The following is a 19,304-nucleotide window of genomic DNA, read 5'->3' as shown; positions in this document are numbered from 1 at the left end:
GTATATACCTGAAGGCTTATTTCAATATATTAGTTATATACTTAGTATACGCCTCCGTCTTATACGCAGAACAAATCCGTTTATTCCGCTCTTTAACAAGCAGGATGCTGCCCTTTTTATAACCATTCGGGATGTCTTCAGCAAATTCCTTCAATGTTCGATAAAAGTTTTGCTTGACGAATGAATCCTCCGTCCTGTCCCGTCTCCAGCTTGCCAGGATTAGAACAGCGGGTTCACGATTTCGTCTTGGCGTCCGGCTTTCTTATAAACCCGGGGCACCCGGTGGGCAATCATGCAGATCACCTCATAGTGGATCGTTCCCAGCCAGGAAGCCAGCTCATCCGCGGAAATTTCTCCGCCCTGCTGCCGGCCGATCAGAACAGCTTCCTCGCCGACTTGAATTTGTTCTCCGTTATCCTTGAAGTCTTGCAGAGATACCATACACTGATCCATACAGATGGTTCCAACCACTGGAACGCGGCGCCCGCGTATCAGGACATGCGCTTTACCGCCAAGCATCCGGGAATAGCCGTCGGCATAACCGACAGGCAAAGTGCCGATCTTTTCCCAATTCTGCGTTTCGTATCTTTTCCCGTAGCTGATCCCCCAGCCCGGCGGCAATTCTTTAACATATGACAATCTGGTTTTGAGCGAAAGTACCGGTATCAGCTTCACGTTCTGGCTACGAACCTCATCCGACGGGTACAGTCCGTAAATGGCAATCCCGACCCGTACCATATCAAAGGAAAGTTCCGGCAGATCGATCGCTGTGGCGCTGTTGCCCGTATGTATAATAGGCACCTTGATCTGAAGCTCCTTCAGCGCGTCCGTAACGTCCTGAAACCTTCTGTATTGTTCAAGTGTATAAGATTTGTCTTTTTCATCTGCGGTGGAAAAATGGGTGAACAGCCCTTCGACCTCAATGCCCGGTACAGAAACTGCCTGCTGCACAAACGCCGGCGCCTCATCCGGCAGCAATCCGATACGTCCCATTCCGGTATCCACTTTAATGTGGACCTTCAGCCTGGATTTGGAAGCCTCCGGTCCAAGCCTGCGGGCGGCTTCCAGCACTTCCTCGTCAAAGATGCAGATCGTGATGCCATGATCCCAAGCCGTACGCACTCCTTCCGGCGGCGTATAACCCAGAACCAGGATCGGCATGGTAATGCCTGCCGCCCGCAGTTCCAGCGCCTCATCCAGGAAAGCCACGCTTAAATAGTCCGCCTTCAGACGCTGCATTTCTTCGGCTACATGCACCGCTCCATGCCCATAAGCGTTAGCTTTCACGCAGATCAGCAGTTTCATCCCTTCCGGCAGGGACTGTCTGAGTGCCAGGTAATTGGATTCCATAGCATCCAGATCAATTTCTGCAACAGTCGGTCGATAATTCACTTGCACAAAGGTCACCTTCTTTAACAATGTAAGCCCATGAAGCCTTAGATCCATCCTAATGTTCCGTTCGCCCACTGTCAAATTGAACAGATTCCCTTCTGCAAGAGATCCTGAACCGGTCAGGACTGAACTTAGGTCAAACAGACAAGGCGGATGGCCGGGCTGTCGGGTATTATGCCCCAAACCAGCCTTTGATCCGCCTTGCTTTATTATTTACCCGTTTGATCCTGCATAGAAGCGGCGATTTTGATCATCTCATTCACCGGGAGATCCGCGCTTGTAATTTGGAAATCCAGTCCATCCTGGGTCCAGGTCAACGTCTGCAGATCATCTCCGGAGAGCTGGCCAAACGTGAAACCCATGTCGATCAAATCTCCTTTCTGCAGGGAGACGGCACGGTCAAGGGAACGGGATTCCAGAATCGTATATTGATATTCCCCATCGTATTGCACCATTACCGAGCTGCGGTCGGCATTATCCAGCACCTGAGTCGATTTCTCTTCGGCACCGTCCGGAATATAAGTAGGAAGAATAACGCCAAACGATTCATTGAGAGCCGGCAGGCTCGCCGCGCCGCCGTCCTCTGCTGCCGTGTCAGCGCTTGCCGGTTTCTCGATCAGCTGGCCGTTCTCATCCACTTCCAGCATGGTTCCTTGGGAATCCTGGCTGGCCGTGTTGAGATTCTGCTGCATATCAAAGTCCTTCTTATCAAATTTCTTGCCGAACTCGAACTGATCAAACTTCACTTCCACCACGACCTGGGCGGAGGAATCGGATACCTGCACCTGCTGCGGTTTGTAGCCGTCTTTGCTCAGCCAAATCTTCTGACGAACCAACGATTGGGTATTGTAGTTGGCAGCCACTTCAAAGACATAACTGTCCTTGTCGTCTACAAACTGGCGGGTATTGTCAGACAAAATACTGCGAACAAGCGTCTGGTACAAATAAACCTGTCCCTGATTATCCGGCCAATCGCTTTGGAAACGGAAGCTTTTGTTGAGGCTCGGCGTCAGCACATAAACGCCCTGGTCATTGCGCAGCACGATTTGAGTGATGTCTTTCTGAGCATTGGTTAAAGCGATCCGGTAATAAGACGGGTTCATATACCACACCTGTACTTTGTACATCTGAGGCGTTTCGCCGGTATGTAACGTCATAACCCCCGAACCTTCATAACTTTCCAGCTTGCCTAAAGACTGGTTTAAATCCTTGACGACACCTGCCGCATCTTTCTTCCCGCATCCGGCCAGCAAGGCGGAGAAGCACACCACGATGGCTAAGATCAACGTGATACGACGCATGTTATTATCATCCCCTTCGGCACATTGTTTTCCCAATCTGATAACATGTCTATGAGGGAACTTGGCCAATTATGCAGACTAGCATGACAAGCATCAAGATTTGATCCAAGCGCAAAAAAAGAAGCATCCCGCCGATCCCGTTCGGCCAAGATGCCCCTTATCCAATAAAAGATCAGGCTGACGCCAAACCCCAGCCCTGCGGTTCAGTCAGGCTGCCATCCCGTCAGGCTACAGCAGCCCCTCAATCTGCCCGTCTCCTCCGAGCGCCATCCGCTCTGCCGCCGGCACCTTCGGCAGGCCCGGCATGCGCATCGTGTTGCCGGTCTCCACGACGATGAATCCCGCTCCTGCCGACAGGCTGACGCCGGATACGCTCACCGTAAATCCTTCCGGCGCTCCCAGCAAAGCGGGCTGATCCGTGAAGGAATACGGCGTCTTCGCCATACATACCGGCAGCCCGCCGTAGCCCAGCTTCTCCATTTGAGCGAGCGCGCGGCTGGCCGAAGGCGAATAGGTCACGGCTTCGCCGCCGTAGATGTCCTTGACGATCGTTTCGATCTTGCTCTTGAGATCCAGCGACGTATCGTATAGAGGACGGAAATCGGCTTGGCCCTCTTCCAGCAGACCGGCCAGCGCATAAGCCAGCTGCTTCCCGCCTTCACTGCCGAGCGCAAACACTTTGGAGACCTCCGCCGGAACCCCAAGCGCTGCACATTCCTCGCGAATGGCTTCCATTTCAGCGTCCGTATCCGTCGCAAAATGGTTGATCGCAACCAGCACCGGAACACCAAACTTTTGCAGGTTCCGCACATGCCTTCTTAAATTGCCCATCCCCCGCTTGAGACTGTCCAAATCCTCCGTCCCCAGCCGGTCCTTGGCTGCTCCCCCGTTGTATTTCAGCGCTTTCGCTGTAACCACCAGCACGGCGGCCGAAGGTTTTAAGCCGGATTGACGGCATTTGATATCAAAAAATTTCTCCGCCCCAAGCTCCGCGCCAAATCCGGCTTCGGTCACGACAATGTCGCCCAGCTTCAGGGCCGTCCGGGTCGCGATCAGGCTGCTGCAGCCATGGGCGATGTTGGCAAACGGACCACCGTGCACCAGAACGGGCGTCCCTTCCAGCGTCTGCACCAAATTCGGTTTGATCGCTTCCTTGAGCAGAACAGCCATCGCTTCTACCGCCTTCAGCTTGTCTGCCGTAACCGGCAGACCCTTCACGTCGTAGCCGATCAAAATCTGGCCGAGACGCCGCTTCAAATCCTCAAGGTTTTCACTCAGGCACAATACAGCCATGACTTCAGAAGCAGACGTGATCAGGAATCCGCTTTCCCTCACCGGTCCATTGCCTGGGCCTAGACCTGTGACGATGCTCCGCAGGCCGCGGTCATTCATATCCAGCGCCCTTTTCCAGACGATCCGGGCCGGGTCCAGCTGCAGCGCGTTCCCCTGGTAAATGTGATTGTCGATCATAGCCGACAACAGGTTGTTCGCCGAGGTAATCGCATGCAGGTCCCCTGTAAAATGCAGATTAATCTCTTCCTCCGGCACAATCTGGGCTCTGCCCCCTCCGGTTGCTCCGCCCTTCATGCCAAATACCGGGCCAAGCGAAGGTTCTCGCAGCGCGGCAACCGTCCTGCGGCCGATCGCATTCAGCGACTGGGCCAGGCCAATGGTCGTCAGCGTTTTGCCTTCTCCTGCCGGTGTGGGATTAACGGCCGTTACCAGCACCAGCCTGCCATCCGGCCGGCCTTGAAGCTCCTCCAGCAGCGCAGGGTCTATTTTTGCTTTGTATTTGCCATAAGGCTCCAAATGTTCTTCTCGAATACCCGCATCTGCGGCGATTTCATAAATAGATTTCATAGCTACCCAAGTTCCCCCCGAATTCAGCTTCATTCTCCCGTTTATTATCGGCCAAAGAGAGCGGCTTTGCAATGCGAAAGCCCGACCGCGCCAATTTCAGGCGGCAGCAAGGACAGGTAACGTTACGCGGAGGTTTGTTCGTTCATAGATTGCTAGAGAAGGGAGCGGTTAACCAGGCAGATGTATAGAAAGGATGGCGATGACTATTTATCAAGACTCTATGATTCAAATGATTCATTCCTATGCCGTCAAGCTTGACCAGCCCCTCTGTGCCGAGCTGCTGGGGCTGCACCAATCATTCTCGAAGCTTCCCCGCTTCCTGAAGTACAAAATGGACCGCTTTCTGCACAAAAATCATAAACTGCCTGTGATCATAGAATGGAAAGAGGGAAATCAAGACGAAATCAACAGATTCAGTCAGAGGCTGAGTGAACAAGGCAGCGGAAGAGTGCGGAACCACTTTGAGCGGATCGGCTTCTGCAGCGCCGAAATCACGCCAAGCGGGCTTAAAGAGCTGCTGCCTTTAAGCAGGCAAATCCACCGGATTTACCTTAACCGCAAGGTTCATGTCACATTAAACTCGGCCCTTCAATCCGCCAACGCTCGGAAGATTGTCCGCAGCGGACTACGGCTTACAGGTAAGGGCGTCACGATCGCCATCATTGATACCGGCATTTACCCGCATCCGGATCTGGAGGGACGAATAGCCGGGTTTACCGACTTTATCGGCGGCCAGTCCGAACCTTATGATGACCACGGCCATGGCACACATTGTGCCGGGGACGCGGCCGGCAGCGGAAAACAATCGGACGGGAAATACGCGGGACCTGCGCCGGAATCCCGGATTTACGGCATTAAGGTGCTTGATAAACACGGCAACGGAACGATTGAAACCATTTTGCAGGGTTTGGAATGGTGCATCCGTCACAATGAAATCTGTCCCGAAGACCCGATTGACATTATCAGTTTGTCCATCGGCACCTTGCCGGAGATTTATCCCAGCGAAATCGATGATCCGGTTGTCAAAAGCGTCAATGCCGCCTGGGAAGCCGGCATTACCGTATGCGTCTCCGCCGGAAATGAAGGACCGGCCGCCGGCACGATTACCAGCCCGGGCATCAGCTCGCGGGTGATTACGGTGGGCGCGCTCGATGATAAACAGACTCCGCACAATCGCGAGGACGACGAAGCGGCCTTGTTCTCGGGCCGCGGACCAACTCCATACGGGATCTCCAAACCGGATCTGCTTGTTCCGGGGGCGCGCATCGTGTCCCTGCGCGCGCCCCGCTCTTATCTGGACCGGACCCAGAAATGGAACCGGGTCGGCGACGACTATTTCGAGCTCTCAGGCACTTCCATGGCAACGCCGATCTGTGCCGGGATAGCCGCATTGATTAAACAAAGCCAGCCGGGGATAACACCTGACGGGATCAAACAAAGGCTGCTTGAAGGAACCGACCTGTGGCAAGGACGAGACCCCAACATTTACGGTGCCGGTTATATTAACGCAGAACGCTCCGTTCCCTAAAGGAACTAGAACCTCTGCTCCCGCCTAGAACGGCTCAGGGTTGAGCAGATTCCGGTAAACCCATTGGGTTGAACGGTATTTGAACGTCAGCGCAAGACCGGATCTGTCGAGTTCCACCGATCGTAAAGCTTTGGTGTTAATCAGGCTTCTAACCATATAAGCAGCCGCCTTCCGGTCTTTTCTGCGAATCGCCTTGGCCAGCGCCTGTGCATAGGGCCAGTTGCAGATAAGCTCTTTATAGAAAGGAATTACCGCTTTGGCGATCCGGCGGTGAATACCGGTTTGAAAGGTAAAACGGACCGTTCCCGGGGGAATAGTTATACCGTTTGTATAATAAACGTCCGTCTTCGGAAATCCAAAGGTGATAAAGTAACCGATTCCGTTCGTTCCCAAACCTTCTTTGCCTAAGGCAGGATCAACGGCATCCAGCAGTTTCCGCATGGCGGATAAATCAGCCCGGACGACCGCCCTGCTCCACTGCCCGGCAAAGGGCTCGCTTGCTGCCACAGTCTGATAGAAAGGCAGCATTCCCTTGGCAATCGAGCAAAGGACGTGTGGCGTAATACCTGGAACCGGTTTGGATTTGCAGGTGTTGACCAACATAACAAAGGCCCTCCTTCACCTTGCTTTGAGCATAACCGCTCATTAACAAGGTATGACGAAGAGCCCGCAGCCGGGTGGACGATTGTCCAGACCCGGCCTTCTTTTTTTGATGCAGCTTCCTTATTTCAACAGCCTGCGAATGATCGACAATCCCCGCTTGGCGAACGGATAACGGAAAGGGAAATCAAACAAGGTGGTCTGTTTGACGATGCCTTTCTCATGCGTAAACGTCCGGAAGCTCTCATAGCCGTGATAACTGCCCATCCCGCTTTCCCCAACTCCGCCAAACGGCAGATAAGGTGTGGCCAGATGCATCAGCGTATCGTTGAGGGTTCCCCCGCCAAAGGAAAGCTCATGGGTTACGGTCTTCTGAACCTTTCGGCTTCCGGTGAACAGGTATAGGGCAAGCGGCTTCGGACGCTTCCGGACCCATTCGATCACTTCCTGCAGTTCATCGTAGACAAGCACAGGCAGCAGCGGTCCAAATATCTCCTCCTGCATGACTGGCATACCCCAATGGACATCTGCCAGAATGGTCGGCGCGATCTTCAGCTTGTCCCGGTCGGCTTCGCCCCCAACTACGATTCGCCCGTCCTGCAGAAAAGACGTCAGCCGGTCAAATTGCCGCTGCCCGATAATGCGGCCATAAGCCGGGCTGTTAAGCGGATCTTCGCCGTAAAACCGGACAAGCTCGGCTTGCAGCTCCGCAAGCAGCCGATCCCGTACATGCCGATGAACGAGCAAGTAATCGGGAGCGATACAGGTTTGGCCGGCATTCGTGAACTTGCCGAACACGATTCTCCGCGCAGCGAGAGGCAGATTGGCATCGTCATGCACGATGCAGGGACTTTTGCCCCCAAGCTCCAGGGTAACCGGCGTTAAATGTTTGGCCGCCGCCTCCATGACGATTTTCCCGACCCCTACGCTTCCCGTAAAAAAGATATAATCGAATTTCCTGGCCAGTAAAGCGGTGCTGACTTCCGGCCCGCCTTCCACAACCGTCACATAATCCTCCGGAAATACTTCGCCCAAAATCCGTTTGAGCAGCGCCGATACGTTTGGCGTTAATTCAGACGGCTTGAGGACAACTGTATTGCCCGCAGCAATGGCACCGATCAGGGGAGACAAGGCAAGCTGCAGCGGGTAATTCCACGGAGCGATAATCAGTACGGTTCCATACGGCTCCTTGATGATCAAACTTTTGGACCCGACATGCGTCAGCGCGGTTCGAACTTTGCGCGGCTTCGCCCACCTGGTCAGCCTGCTGGAGATAAACCGGATCTCCGAAAGGACGATCCCCAGCTCCGTTGTATAACTTTCGAAGTCGGATTTATTCAAATCCATTCTCAGAGCGGCAAACCAGTCGGCCTCATGTTTCTTCAGCGCCTGCTTCAGGCGATGAAGATATAAAATACGAAGCGCGATGCTCCCGGTTCCCCCCTGCTCGAATAAAGCATTGTGCCGGTCCAGAATCCCATCCGGGTCCATCCCGATCTCTTCCTTGCTCATAAGGCTTGTCCTACTCTCTTCCATCAGATTATCTGGCTGCATCACAAACCACCCGTAATTGCCAGTCCCATTTTTAGCCAGTTCCATGCTTACATTCCGTAATCGCCCGTTCTATTCTCCCAGAAGCATCCGCTTCTCGGCATCGGGATCGTTCACAACTTCAGCTTGCGTATTAAAAATATAAGTCGCACGCTCCGGCAGCTCATACGGCGGCCAAACCGTTCCTTCCACCGCAGGTGCGCCGTGTTTGGCAAAAGAAACCCAAGCCTCCTGCATACGGTGCGCCAGTGCCCGGGCCTCTGCATCCGCCTCCACCCCAATATTGGCGAGCAGCTCCAGATGATCAAAAACAAACATAATTTCTCCGGCGTGTATCGCCTGCATTAAGAAGGGATGGGCTTCGCTCGTCCAGTCGAAACGATACATCCAGACGGGAGCATGCCGGCTTTGTGCGGCAGCAAACTGCAGGGCAGACCGCCAGAAATACAGATCGGTCAAAATTTGCGCTTGGCCCGCCGCTGTCCGCGGATACCGGGCGGCAACCGCAGCTGCAGTCTCCCCGCGGATGCCGGTCATCAGCTCCATCGCCTGCAGCCAGTCCTTCTCCTCCATAACCGGTGTATCCGGTCTGATGAATAATCCCCCTTCATCCCGGTTGGTGCCGATGATCAGCGCGATATCTTTGGCAAAGCCTTCCCGGATGGCCGCCAGCGGCTCATGGGGCAGCGTCGCTGCGTCGATAACCGGCTGCTGCAGCATGGCAATATCGTTGCCGTACCGCTTTCTCAGTTCTCCCGCTGCCGCCATGAGCTGCTCCGGAGGCACGGCCTTCAGTTTGCCTGGTTCCTGCGGGCTGATGCCGAGCAGACCCAGCAGCGCCGCAGTGATTGAGCGGGCAGCCGGCTCCGGCATAATCTGGGAAGCGCCGCTTTGCATAATGGCCCGCCGGAACAAGCCTTTCGCCTGCGGCATCGCCAGCAGCGCCGCAATGCTCATGCTTCCGGCTGACTCGCCAAACACCGTAACCTGCTGCGGATCGCCGCCAAACCCCGCAATATTGTCCTGCACCCATTGCAGAGCGGCGATCTGATCCAGCAGCCCGGCATTGGAGGTGAAGCCTTCCCCTAGATAACCGGCATGCAAAAAACCTAATACACCCAAACGGTAATTCAGACTGACCATAATTACCTTGCCCTGGCGGGCAAACCTGGTTCCGTCATACATGGGGACGCTCCCCGATCCGGTAACGAATGCTCCGCCGTGAATCCAGACCATCACCGGCAGCGGTTGGCTCTCCGCTTCCTCCGGGGCCCACACATTCAGGTACAGGCAGTCTTCAGATGGAGCGGCTCCGGCATCCTGGCCAAACAGTCCGGCCGTTTCATTGACCGGCTGTATGCTGATGGGACCATATGTATCCGCTTTTCTTATGCCTTCCCACGGCTCCGGAGCAGCCGGCGCCTGGAAGCGAAGCTCACCGATTGGCGGCCTGGCATAAGGAAGTCCTTTCCAAATCCGGACCCCCTCCCTGCTGATGCCCTCCACCGTTCCGTATTGTGTATCCACCTTAAGCTGTGCCATGCTCCTTCTTCCTCCTTAGAGTCGCCTTAATTCGCCTTAGGGTCCGATAAGCTATCTGAAAATCGCCTGGTAGTGTTCTTCCTCTATACCTTACCAAAGAGAATGGGCAGATTCAAAACCTCTTTTGTGATAGAATAATTGGAGTTTCTGTTTTCGGTTTTGCGATTTAACCATAGAAAGGAACAGTTGATCTTGGCACAGTTATTTTTCAAATACGGAGCAATGAACAGCGGCAAATCCATTGAAATTCTGAAGGTGGCCCACAATTATGAGGAGCAGGACAAACCTGTATTGATCTTTACGTCGGCGGTGGATAACCGTGATGAGGTCGGCTTCGTTTCCTCGCGGATCGGCTTTCGAAGACAAGCTATCCCGATTTTTGATGACAGTGACATCTATACGGCTGTCAAAGAACATAACCCGAAGCCCTACTGCGTGCTGGTGGACGAATGCCAGTTTCTGAACGAAGAAAATATCCGCCAGCTTGTCCGGATCGTCGATGAGCTGAATGTGCCGGTAATGGCGTTTGGCCTCAAAAATGATTTCCAAAACCAGCTGTTCGAGGGCAGCCGGCTGATGCTCATTTATGCTGATAAAATTGAGGAAATGAAAACGATCTGCTGGTTTTGCGAACGCAAGGCGACCATGAACCTGCGCGTCGAAAACGGCAAACCCGTTTATACAGGAGAGCAGATCCAGATTGGCGGCAGCGAATCGTATTACCCGGTTTGCCGCAAATGCCACGCGAACCCGCCTTTATAAAAATAAAAGAAAGCCCGGCTCCTGCTAACCAGGAATCGGGCTTTTGTTTGGAGCGGGCGTTTTGCCGCACCCGTTAGTCCATGTCGTAGATCGTACCAACCTTCAGGCCGTAAAGCTCGTTGTAAATTTTCTCGGCGTAAGCATCGGTCATGCCCGCAATGTAATCAATGATCATATGCTCCCAGGTCCAGATCGGGTTCGGCTTCTGCTGGTCGCGGTCGAACCGGCGCAGCCAGTCCCCGGGAATGATCGATTTGGAGGTTTCGGGATCGACGAAGGCATCCCATAACCTTTTGATCACCCAGGCGCTGCGCTTCTGCAGCCGCTGTACCCGCAGGTCGCGGATCATAGTGACCCAGGCGAAGCTTTTTAACACGCTGACCGTCCGGAGCATATCCTCGTCTTCATAACCTTCCTTAACAAACGTCACCTTCTGCCAGTTGCCGTCGCTGATGACGCCGAGACTGCCGACGAACACGCTGACCCAATGGGATTTGACTTCCCGCCGGGTACGGGAATAGTCGTGATCGCAGGTCGGCATTTTGGAATTCCAGACCTGAAGGAAAGAGGTCAGCACCTCGTCCACCTTCCTCCCTATTTTTTCCCGGGTCCAGCCTTTCCAGAAGTCGTCCTCAAGGCTTGTAATTTTCTCAACAATTAATTTTTGAATATGGGAGTCCTTAAGGAAATGTTCATGAACTTCGATTTTGCCCGCTTTAATGCCGTCCTCAAGATCATGCGCGGAATAAGCAATGTCGTCGCACAGATCCATAAGCTGGGCTTCCAGCGTCTTTTTGCCGGCCGGGATGCCCCACTGGTCCCGGATGTAAGAGATGTACTCCCATTCATGGTGGTAGAGGCCCTTCTTATTTTCCGTACCCGGATAAGGATATTTGTTGGTACCCAGCAGCACGGCGTCGGACAAATTCAGGCCATCATGGCTTTCCCTTTTCTCCAGGAACATCATCAGCCTGAAGTTATGGGCGTTGCCTTCGAAATGCTCGTATTTCCGGCGGATCGCTTCCTGCGTATGGCTCGCTTCCGCAGGGGAAACCTTGCGGCCTTTCAGCGACTGTTTGATTTTTTCTTCTATTAAATTCTCCAGAATGCCTTCCAGCACTTCTTCGCCTTTATGTCCAAATGGGGGATGTCCAAAATCATGTGAAATGGCCGCGCACTCCACCACTTCTGGATCAATAATCAGCCCGGGATGCCCGGCCCGCTCCGTCTCAACAGCAGGGTAGGCTCTAATCAGGCTTCTTGCAGCTTCGCGGGCAATCTGCGCCACTTCCAGGGAGTGGGTTAACCGCGTGCGGTAGTAGTCGCCGGTGCCTGCGCCGAACACCTGGGATTTCCCTTGGAGCCGGCGGAAGGTCGGCGAGTGGATCAGACGGGAATAATCCCGCTCGAAAGTAGCCCGGCTGTGCTCCTGGCCGATATTGTCCGGATACTGCCGGTGTTGTCTTAGTTCCTGAATATTCATAAGCTGCACTCCTCTTTATCTTCCAAGCTTTAGGCGAGCCGCCGTCAATTTAGATTTGGACTTCTTATAGTGTTATGTAACGCCTGACCGCTCAAATGGCGCTTTATGCTATTGTAGCCGCGCCTGCGCCGAACTTAAAGCCTTATTTTTCGGGAGACGTTTCCAACCGGGCCATCTGCCGCTAAAATAAGGAATAAACATAAGGTTTGCGGTCAGGAAACCGCATCCCCTTGTTAAACGGCCTACAAGAGGAGGAGTTATAGGGTATGCCGATTACCAGAGAGCTATTAACGGACGCTGACTTTGAGGAAGCGGCTGAACAGAAACAGCGCATCCGCGTCTTCCGCGACGATCATATGATTGATTCGAATACGGTAGTCATCCGTTTTACCAGCGACACGATCATTACCCAATCCAGTGTTAGCGATATGTCTTATCATTCCCGAAGGGAATGCCAGTTCTACGAGATCCGCAAATAAAGAAAATGGGCTTCATGATGTTAGAGTATCCAAAAAAATGGCTGTTAGCACGCTTGTATAAACGTGATAGGCCTTTTAAGCGATTGGTCTGTTAAGAGGAAGCTTTGCAATCGCCTGATGCTGCTTATCGCTAAGAACCCGGCAGGCTGTAAAATATCTCGGACTAAAATAAGCAGCATGCAGACGATGGATCTGAATAGACGTATTCTGCTTCAGATTCATTTCTTCCTTTGGATAACGGCTATGGATTTGTACACTCTTTTTACATGTGCTACATTGAGGGAAGTACCGAATCGAAAGCACGAAATGACTAGGCTGCCTGCCCAGCAATTCATTTAGGAGGAGGAGCAAGATGGAACCCATCGTATCCAAACAATGGCTGCTTGCCCGTATGTATGAACCTGATTTGGTAATCGCCGACTGCCGGTTCAATTTAGCCGATCAGAAAGCCGGAGCGCTGGCTTATAAGGAAGACCACATCCCCGGTGCTGTGTATCTGGATCTGGAACAGGATTTGTCCGCCCCTCCCGGTGAACACGGAGGCAGACACCCGCTGCCGGACCCGCAGGAGCTTGCGGCCAAACTGAGCAGCGCCGGCATCGGCAATGAGGTCCGCGTCGTTGCTTATGACGATCAAGGAGGCATGTATGCCGCCAGACTTTGGTGGCTGCTCCGCTGGCTGGGACACGATAAGGTGTCTGTACTGGACGAAGGATATTCGGTCTGGAAAAAGGGCGGTTACCCCGTCACGGCCGATACCCGGATCGTAGTGCCGGCTTCTTTTGAACCGAAGGTCCAGGCGTCTATGGTCGCTGATGTGCACGAAGTCCGGTCTGCGGTAAACAGCCAAAACGCCCTGCTCATTGATTCCCGGGACGAAAGCCGCTATGCCGGCGAACACGAACCGCTCGACAAGAAAGCCGGGCATATCCCCGGCGCGGTCAACCGCTTCTGGAAACACCTCTTCCGTGACGGCGGCTCCTGGAAAGCGGAGTCCGAAATCCGTCAGCAGCTGAAGCCGGCAACCGAAGCGCTGGAGCAGGACCGCAACGTGATCGTTTATTGCGGTTCCGGCGTGAGCGCCACGCCAAACGTGCTGGCGCTGCACCTGCTCGGCTATCCGCAGGCCAAGCTTTATGCGGGAAGCTGGAGCGATTGGATCAGCTATGAGGAGAACCCCGTGGCTGCAGGGAAAGAGGATTAGGAGTTGCTTTTATGGTTGAAAGCCGGAAAATCGGGTAGGAGGCTACCCATTAATTGGGCAGCCGACCTCCCACACCACCGTACGTACCGTTCGGTATACGGCGGTTCCATTAGGAATGCGCAGTAACTTGTCGATAATAATCAGAAAAGAAAAGGAATCCGAGGTTCTTCAGCCTATTGTTACCGAGGGACTTCGAGAGGATTGGGCTATTGGAGATTCTCCAATAGCCCTTTCTTGTGTTTGCGTATTCCCACGCCTTCTGTTCATGAATTCCGAGCGATATAAGCCTTTCGAGTTTCGTCCTCACTCGTTTCCATTGCTTCCAGAAGACCATTCGGATACGCCTTCTCATCCATTTATCAGTGGTTTGGAGTAGTTGTTTCATGTCAGCAAGCTTGAAATAATTTACCCATCCCATGATGTAACGCCTAAGCTTCAGCGCCCGGTCGGTGTTGCCCATTCCGTTGCTTCTCGACGTTAGCTCTTTCACTTTAGCTTTCATCTTGGATACGGATTTGGGATGGATTCTGACCCGCGTTTCCCCTTTGCTCTGGTAGAATGAGAAGCCAAGAAATTTAACTTTTGTCGCATCGTCCACAATCGTTTTCTCCCGGTTTACCTTGAGAAACAACTTCTTCTCGATGTAAGGGAGAATTTTCGTCAGGGTACGCTCCGCACTCCTCCTGCTCCGGCAGAATATGAGCATATCGTCTGCGTATCGCACGAATCGATGTCCTCTTGCTTCCAGTTCCTTGTCCAATTCATTCAGCATGATATTGCTGAGAATCGGACTTAGGTTCCCTCCCTGCGGTACGCCGATTTCCGTGTCCTCAAACTTATGCTTCACGACGACTCCCGCCCGGAGATACTTATGGATGAGCGAGATCACTCGTCCGTCTTTGATCGTTCTTGAAAGCACCTCGATAAGCTTGCTTTGGTTGACGGTGTCAAAGTATTTCTCCAAGTCCATATCCACCACGTAACGATATCCCTCTTGCACGTATTGTTGGCTTCGTTTCATCGCGTGGTGTGCGCTCCGTTTGGGTCGGAATCCGTAGCTGTTGTCTGAAAACTGCCTCTCATAAATTGGCGTAAGCACTTGGGCGATTGCCTGCTGGATGACTCGGTCAACCACTGTTGGGATGCCAAGGTTTCTCTTCTTTCCGTTCTCTTTGGGAATCTCTACCCTTCGAACGGGATTCGGGCGGTACTTGCCGCCCAAGATCAGTTGCTTGATGGTCTCGCCGTTGTCTCTGAGATATTGTAGAAGTTCATCTACTCCCATCCCGTCGATTCCGTGCGATCCCTTGTTCGCTTTGACTCTCTTGAATGCTTCGTTCAAGTTGTCCCTGCTAACGATTTTCTCAAGCAACCGGTCCTTCGACTCGGTTGCGTTGGTGTCGTCGGTTTCGGTTATCCTCGCAGGACTGTGCACTCCCGCATATCCTTCGTGTTCCGCACTATTCTTTTGCAAAGAGTCTTCCGTTAGAAGTTGGCTGCCCTTGGCTCCTGTTTCGGTAACTTTCATTGACTTCACCTCCTAAGGTTCAGCCCTTCCCTCGAACCGTCGACTGTTCGCGGTACTATGGCGTCTGCTGACTTCTCATGATAAATCTTGTTTCAACCGTGATTCGAAGTGCATCTCCTCACGTCCATGAGACCTCCCACGGTAAGACGATTCACTTTCCTTCCATATACCCACATCATTTACATTGGTACGTCCGTGTAGTTAATTGGACTTCGTCTTGTTTAGCAGACTCATCCCGTATCCTATGCCTGATGATGTTCGTGTTCCTTGGGCCGGAAGTTTGCCTCCAGCTTCCTTTGGATTCCACCTCGCGGTGGACACCCTTGCTCTTGGCTAGTGGTTGGTAACTACAAACCCCCACAGTGGACTTTCACCACCTAGTTAATCGCCATGCGTGGCACACTAAAAAGACCCGCGTGTAAGCGCGGGTCCTTTCTCCTTGAGTAGCGTTATATCTGACAGGGGACCTGGCATTCCTGGCCCTCGTCTGTCTTCCAATTGCTTCGGTAATCAATTCCAAAAATATTTCATTCCCCTATATCCGATATCCCACACTTTTTCGTTCCCCTCCACAGTTATCGTAAGCTCATTTACCTGTTCGAAATACCACTTGAATATAGCCGGCGCATGAGCCTGATACTTTTCTGAATTGAACAAAATTTGCTGCCCGTCTACGGAAACGCTGATGTTTCCTTTAAAATCACTTTGGTCAGGGATTCCATACTGCAAGTAAAAATAAAACTCCTTCTTGTTCAACTTATAGGTATAAACTGCCTTCTCTTTGCCTTCAGCGCTGTACACGTTAAACTGAGGTTCTATATCTTGGCCGCCGACTGTAAATCGGTACGGCTTTGTCTCCTTTACCGGATTTCCAGCGCTGTCTCCCAACTCGTTTAAAGCTGTAAACGGACCTTGTACTTTGGTAAAAACTCTGTCAATGCCTCCACAAATCCCCCACACTCCTAGCAGAAGCACGATGGCGGAAAAACCCATTGCGGCTATTCTTCTCCAACCGTTTTTGGCGTGAATTCCAAGTCTATAAGTCCCGAATCCAATTATCGCGCCAAATGAGTTTTGAATGACGTCGTTAACATCAAAACTTCCGAGATAAGTTAGCGCCTGCACCGTTTCAATCAGGAAGATAGACAGGATAAACCATACAATAAATCGAGTGAATTTGATCCGGTATAACAAGGGAACCGCTATTCCAAAAGGGATGAAAGCTGCGATGTTTCCAATAGTTACAAGATCCATCAGAGTAGGATGCAGGAGGTCAGATGGACTTGGCAATTCAAAGAAACCGTCCGGCAATAAAAGAAAGGTGTAACCAGATGTATTCTCTACGTGATGTATTCTGCCGAAACCAAAAAGAATAAAATAAAGAATTAAAACGGTATAAAGTATAGCTGCAGAGAAAATAATCTTGTGTTGTTTAAACATGGGTATCTCCTTATAACTAAACGTATGTTTTTTCTAAGATCTCCTTTATAAGACGGATTCTGATCGTTAATTGTATCAGTCCCCCCAATCATTTTGTCTGTGGGTTCCCGGTACAAATAAAAGGGATGCAGCTAGCGGGACCTCGCCCCCTCCCAGTCCAGTGCCCGGTTGCCCTAAATTCATCAAATAAAGTCAAAAGGTCAAAAAAGGTCAAATTAAATATAAACACAAGGCATTTTATGAAGATGACCTATATTTCCCTTAAATCGGTCAAAACGGGTAAAAATCGACTTTGAAGGTACAAGCTCTGCTCCTTATAATTTCAAGTGTAAGGATTAATCCTACCCCACCCTACAAGAAGGAGCTGATTCGTATGTTTGATCTGACACCTTTCCGCAGAAGAACTGAGGATCATTTCGGAGAAATGCTGAAGTCTTTCAATGAGATGGTTGAAGATCCGTGGTTTTTCCCGTTTGGCGGCTCAGCCCAGTCCTTCCGTACAGACATCCGTGAAGAGAAAGACCGGTATCTGGTTGAAGCCGAGCTTCCAGGCATCTCCAAAAATAACATTGATATCGAACTCAGCAATGATTATTTGACCATTCGCGCCAAACGCGATGAATATACAGAGCAGCAAGATGATTTGAGCAAAATGATCCGCAAGGAACGCCGCTCTGGTGAATTTGTGCGCCGCTTTTTCGTGGAAAATGTTGACGAGGCCGGCATCAAAGCCAAATTGGACAACGGGGTTCTGAAGCTGGAAATCCCAAAACGTCCGGATGACGGCCATTCCAAAAAAAGAATCGAGATCGAATAATAGATCCAGATGAGGATTCATTGTTTTTTCAAAGCAGGCAGGCTTGAAGCCTGCCTGCTTTTTTTCTTTATATTCCGGTAGTCCTTCCATTAATCCGTATAATGCGAGATATCCCCGTAAAGCTCAACCCGCGCCCGGCCATCCTTAAATGCAATTGCGCTCAGGCTGGCCGGCGGAATATCCGGTGTGCCTCCCATTCCTACAAGATCGTTTCCGGCGTAGTGATTCATAAGCTGATTCATAAGCGTCCTCAGTGTCATTCGGTGAGTCACGACCAAAATGTGAATACCTCGGTTTCCTTTCGCATCGGACTGTACAGCTTCCGTCAATTTAGCCTCAACAGCAGATACGGCTCGATCCCGCAGCTTGATATAGGTTTCTCCTCCGGCGGTCGGCAAGTATATATAAAAAGTTGTCATACTCCACCGCATATTCGTTCTGTATATCTCCAAGCTGTCGTCCTTCCCACAAGCCCATGTTGATTTCCCTTAATCCATCCAATTGGCCGATGTGCTCACGTTTTTTCCCAGAAATGATCTCAGCGGTCGTAATCGCCCTGGGACTTGTACTGGCATATACCTTATTAAAATCAACCTTTCTTAAACGTTCATGAAGCTTCTCACCTGCAGTCTTCCGGCAGCGGAAAGCGGCGAGTCCTGGTGCCCCTAGGTCCAGCGTGGCAAAACACGATCCCTTCCTCATCGTAAAGCGGCTCGGCTACATAATCGTCAAGCGGCCCTACGATGGCGCTGCCGCCCCTGCTCAAAATCTCGCCGTCCTGCTCCAGCTCTTCGTAACCGTCCAGATCGGCGGTATAAGAAGCTTTGGTCGCAAACTGGTTGCAGGCGATCACAAAGCAGGGGCCTTCGCAGGCGATATGCCGGATCGTGCCTGCCACGTATCGCGGGCATCTGCCGTAGGCGCGATATAAATATCAATGCCTTCAGCATACAGGGCTGTGCGGGCCGGCGTCATGTAATTTTCCCAGCAGATCAATCCTCCGATCCTGCCGAACGGCGTATCGATAACGGGAAGTGTGCTGACGTCTCCCTGTCCCCACAGCAGGCGTTCCGAACCCGTCGGAGATCCGGCTGCTCCATAAGAAACACCGGATCAAGATGGTGTTCCTGAATCCTAATTTTCAGAATCCGACCGGCACGGTAACGAGCGCCGAACGCCGCAAGCAGCTGCTGGACGTCGCCAGCGAGCTGAGGCTCCCAATCGTCGAGGACGATCCGTTCAGCCTGACGGCCTATAACGGAGAAGCCCCGCTGCCGCTTGAAGCGGCGGACGTCAACGGCTCCGTGCTGAACATCGGCTCGTTCTCCAAAATCGCCGCTTCCGGACTGCGGGTCGGCTGGATGGTTGCCCCGCATGCCATCGTAGAAAGACTGGCCGATGCCCGGCAGCAGATGGACTTTGGCCTCATCGTCATTCCGCAGCAGGTGGCCGCTTCAGTTCCTAAAATCGCCGCAATTCGAGCCACATCTAAACCGGCTGCGGATGCAGCTGATCTTCAAACGAGGTGCTTGGTGACTTGGTCCTTTATACAGTCCCCGAAGGCCGACTCCATTTATGGTGCAAGCTGGTGCCCCATGCCAAAGCCAAAGCGGATGAAATCCGCCGGGGCAGCGCCGGCTTTGCCAAAGCACTGCGCGGACTGATGCAGTCCGAATGGGGATTTACAGCCGAATAGTGAAGTCAAATTCGAAGCCGAACCCTAACAAGAAGCCGGGAATGAGGCCACACCAGATGCTCCATAAACGAACAACCGCAAGGGCATATGTGCTAAAAGAGGGCTTTTCTCTATAGCTTTG

The 19,304-nt window shown here is 52.3% G+C and carries 14 protein-coding genes and 3 pseudogenes; 6 read left to right on the top strand and 11 right to left on the bottom strand.

Annotated features, from left to right (window positions below; translation table 11 throughout):
* Positions 1 to 219 precede the first annotated feature (219 nt).
* From alr to AWM70_RS02120, 3 genes are all read right to left on the bottom strand, one after another.
* Complete coding sequence (gene alr / locus AWM70_RS02130; RefSeq protein WP_068693949.1) at positions 220 to 1,398, bottom strand: alanine racemase; 1,179 nt, start codon at positions 1,396 to 1,398, stop codon at positions 220 to 222.
* A gap of 203 nt (positions 1,399 to 1,601) precedes the next feature.
* On the bottom strand, positions 1,602 to 2,693 hold the full coding sequence (locus AWM70_RS02125; protein ID WP_068693947.1) for a DUF4367 domain-containing protein: 1,092 nt from the start codon (positions 2,691 to 2,693) through the stop codon (positions 1,602 to 1,604).
* 228 nt (positions 2,694 to 2,921) lie between these two features.
* Positions 2,922 to 4,553, bottom strand: a complete 1,632-nt coding sequence (locus AWM70_RS02120) for a formate--tetrahydrofolate ligase (RefSeq protein WP_068700290.1) — start codon at positions 4,551 to 4,553, stop codon at positions 2,922 to 2,924.
* A 205-nt stretch (positions 4,554 to 4,758) separates the two neighbouring features.
* Here AWM70_RS02120 and AWM70_RS02115 point away from each other — a divergent pair, with 205 nt between their 5' ends.
* On the top strand, positions 4,759 to 6,081 hold the full coding sequence (locus tag AWM70_RS02115) for a S8 family peptidase (RefSeq protein WP_068700288.1): 1,323 nt from the start codon (positions 4,759 to 4,761) through the stop codon (positions 6,079 to 6,081).
* Between the two features lie 24 nt (positions 6,082 to 6,105).
* Here AWM70_RS02115 and AWM70_RS02110 read toward each other — a convergent pair whose 3' ends face one another.
* From AWM70_RS02110 to AWM70_RS02100, 3 genes are all read right to left on the bottom strand, one after another.
* Complete coding sequence (locus tag AWM70_RS02110) at positions 6,106 to 6,684, bottom strand: hypothetical protein (protein ID WP_068693945.1); 579 nt, start codon at positions 6,682 to 6,684, stop codon at positions 6,106 to 6,108.
* Positions 6,685 to 6,804: 120 nt separating this feature from the next.
* Entirely contained in the window at positions 6,805 to 8,193 is a 1,389-nt protein-coding gene (locus AWM70_RS02105; protein ID WP_418303195.1) for an aldehyde dehydrogenase, read from the bottom strand.
* A gap of 111 nt (positions 8,194 to 8,304) precedes the next feature.
* Positions 8,305 to 9,774 carry a carboxylesterase/lipase family protein gene (locus AWM70_RS02100; protein WP_068693943.1) on the bottom strand — a complete coding sequence of 490 codons (1,470 nt, stop codon included), beginning with the start codon at positions 9,772 to 9,774 and terminating at the stop codon, positions 8,305 to 8,307.
* Positions 9,775 to 9,966: 192 nt separating this feature from the next.
* Between AWM70_RS02100 and AWM70_RS02095 the strand changes: the two genes are divergently transcribed.
* The gene (locus AWM70_RS02095; RefSeq protein WP_068693941.1) at positions 9,967 to 10,536 is read left to right on the top strand and encodes a thymidine kinase; all 570 of its coding nucleotides are present in this window, start codon (positions 9,967 to 9,969) and stop codon (positions 10,534 to 10,536) included.
* 73 nt (positions 10,537 to 10,609) lie between these two features.
* Here AWM70_RS02095 and AWM70_RS02090 read toward each other — a convergent pair whose 3' ends face one another.
* Positions 10,610 to 12,019, bottom strand: coding sequence for a deoxyguanosinetriphosphate triphosphohydrolase family protein (locus tag AWM70_RS02090; protein WP_068693939.1), 1,410 nt, complete (start codon positions 12,017 to 12,019; stop codon positions 10,610 to 10,612).
* Between the two features lie 266 nt (positions 12,020 to 12,285).
* On the opposite strand from AWM70_RS02090, the gene AWM70_RS02085 reads away from it, so the two are divergent.
* Positions 12,286 to 12,498: a hypothetical protein gene (locus AWM70_RS02085; RefSeq protein WP_068693937.1), complete on the top strand. Its 213-nt coding sequence runs from the start codon at positions 12,286 to 12,288 to the stop codon at positions 12,496 to 12,498.
* A gap of 352 nt (positions 12,499 to 12,850) precedes the next feature.
* Entirely contained in the window at positions 12,851 to 13,702 is an 852-nt protein-coding gene (locus tag AWM70_RS02075) for a sulfurtransferase (RefSeq protein WP_068693932.1), read from the top strand.
* 109 nt (positions 13,703 to 13,811) lie between these two features.
* Here AWM70_RS02075 and ltrA read toward each other — a convergent pair whose 3' ends face one another.
* Positions 13,812 to 15,230, bottom strand: coding sequence for a group II intron reverse transcriptase/maturase (ltrA, locus tag AWM70_RS02070; RefSeq protein WP_068693838.1), 1,419 nt, complete (start codon positions 15,228 to 15,230; stop codon positions 13,812 to 13,814).
* Between the two features lie 510 nt (positions 15,231 to 15,740).
* Positions 15,741 to 16,670, bottom strand: coding sequence for a VanZ family protein (locus AWM70_RS02065; RefSeq protein ID WP_068693931.1), 930 nt, complete (start codon positions 16,668 to 16,670; stop codon positions 15,741 to 15,743).
* A 373-nt stretch (positions 16,671 to 17,043) separates the two neighbouring features.
* On the opposite strand from AWM70_RS02065, the gene AWM70_RS02060 reads away from it, so the two are divergent.
* Positions 17,044 to 17,487, top strand: coding sequence for an Hsp20/alpha crystallin family protein (locus AWM70_RS02060; RefSeq protein WP_068693929.1), 444 nt, complete (start codon positions 17,044 to 17,046; stop codon positions 17,485 to 17,487).
* Between the two features lie 89 nt (positions 17,488 to 17,576).
* On the opposite strand, the pseudogene AWM70_RS23695 reads toward AWM70_RS02060, so the two are convergent.
* Positions 17,577 to 18,189 (bottom strand): annotated as a pseudogene (locus tag AWM70_RS23695) (histidine phosphatase family protein).
* Positions 18,173 to 18,570: pseudogene (locus AWM70_RS02055) on the bottom strand (nitrilase-related carbon-nitrogen hydrolase); the annotation flags it as partial. The pseudogenes AWM70_RS02055 and AWM70_RS23695, both read right to left, overlap by 17 nt.
* Here AWM70_RS02055 and AWM70_RS02050 point away from each other — a divergent pair.
* Positions 18,531 to 19,183: pseudogene (locus tag AWM70_RS02050) on the top strand (aminotransferase class I/II-fold pyridoxal phosphate-dependent enzyme); the annotation flags it as partial. The pseudogenes AWM70_RS02055 and AWM70_RS02050 sit on opposite strands and share 40 nt — an antisense overlap.
* Positions 19,184 to 19,304: the final 121 nt, after the last annotated feature.

It is taken from the genome of Paenibacillus yonginensis (genome assembly GCF_001685395.1).
Lineage (GTDB): Bacteria > Bacillota > Bacilli > Paenibacillales > Paenibacillaceae > Fontibacillus > Fontibacillus yonginensis.
The sequence above is the reverse complement of the archived record's forward strand: the minus strand, read 5'-3'. Positions and strand labels throughout refer to the sequence as shown.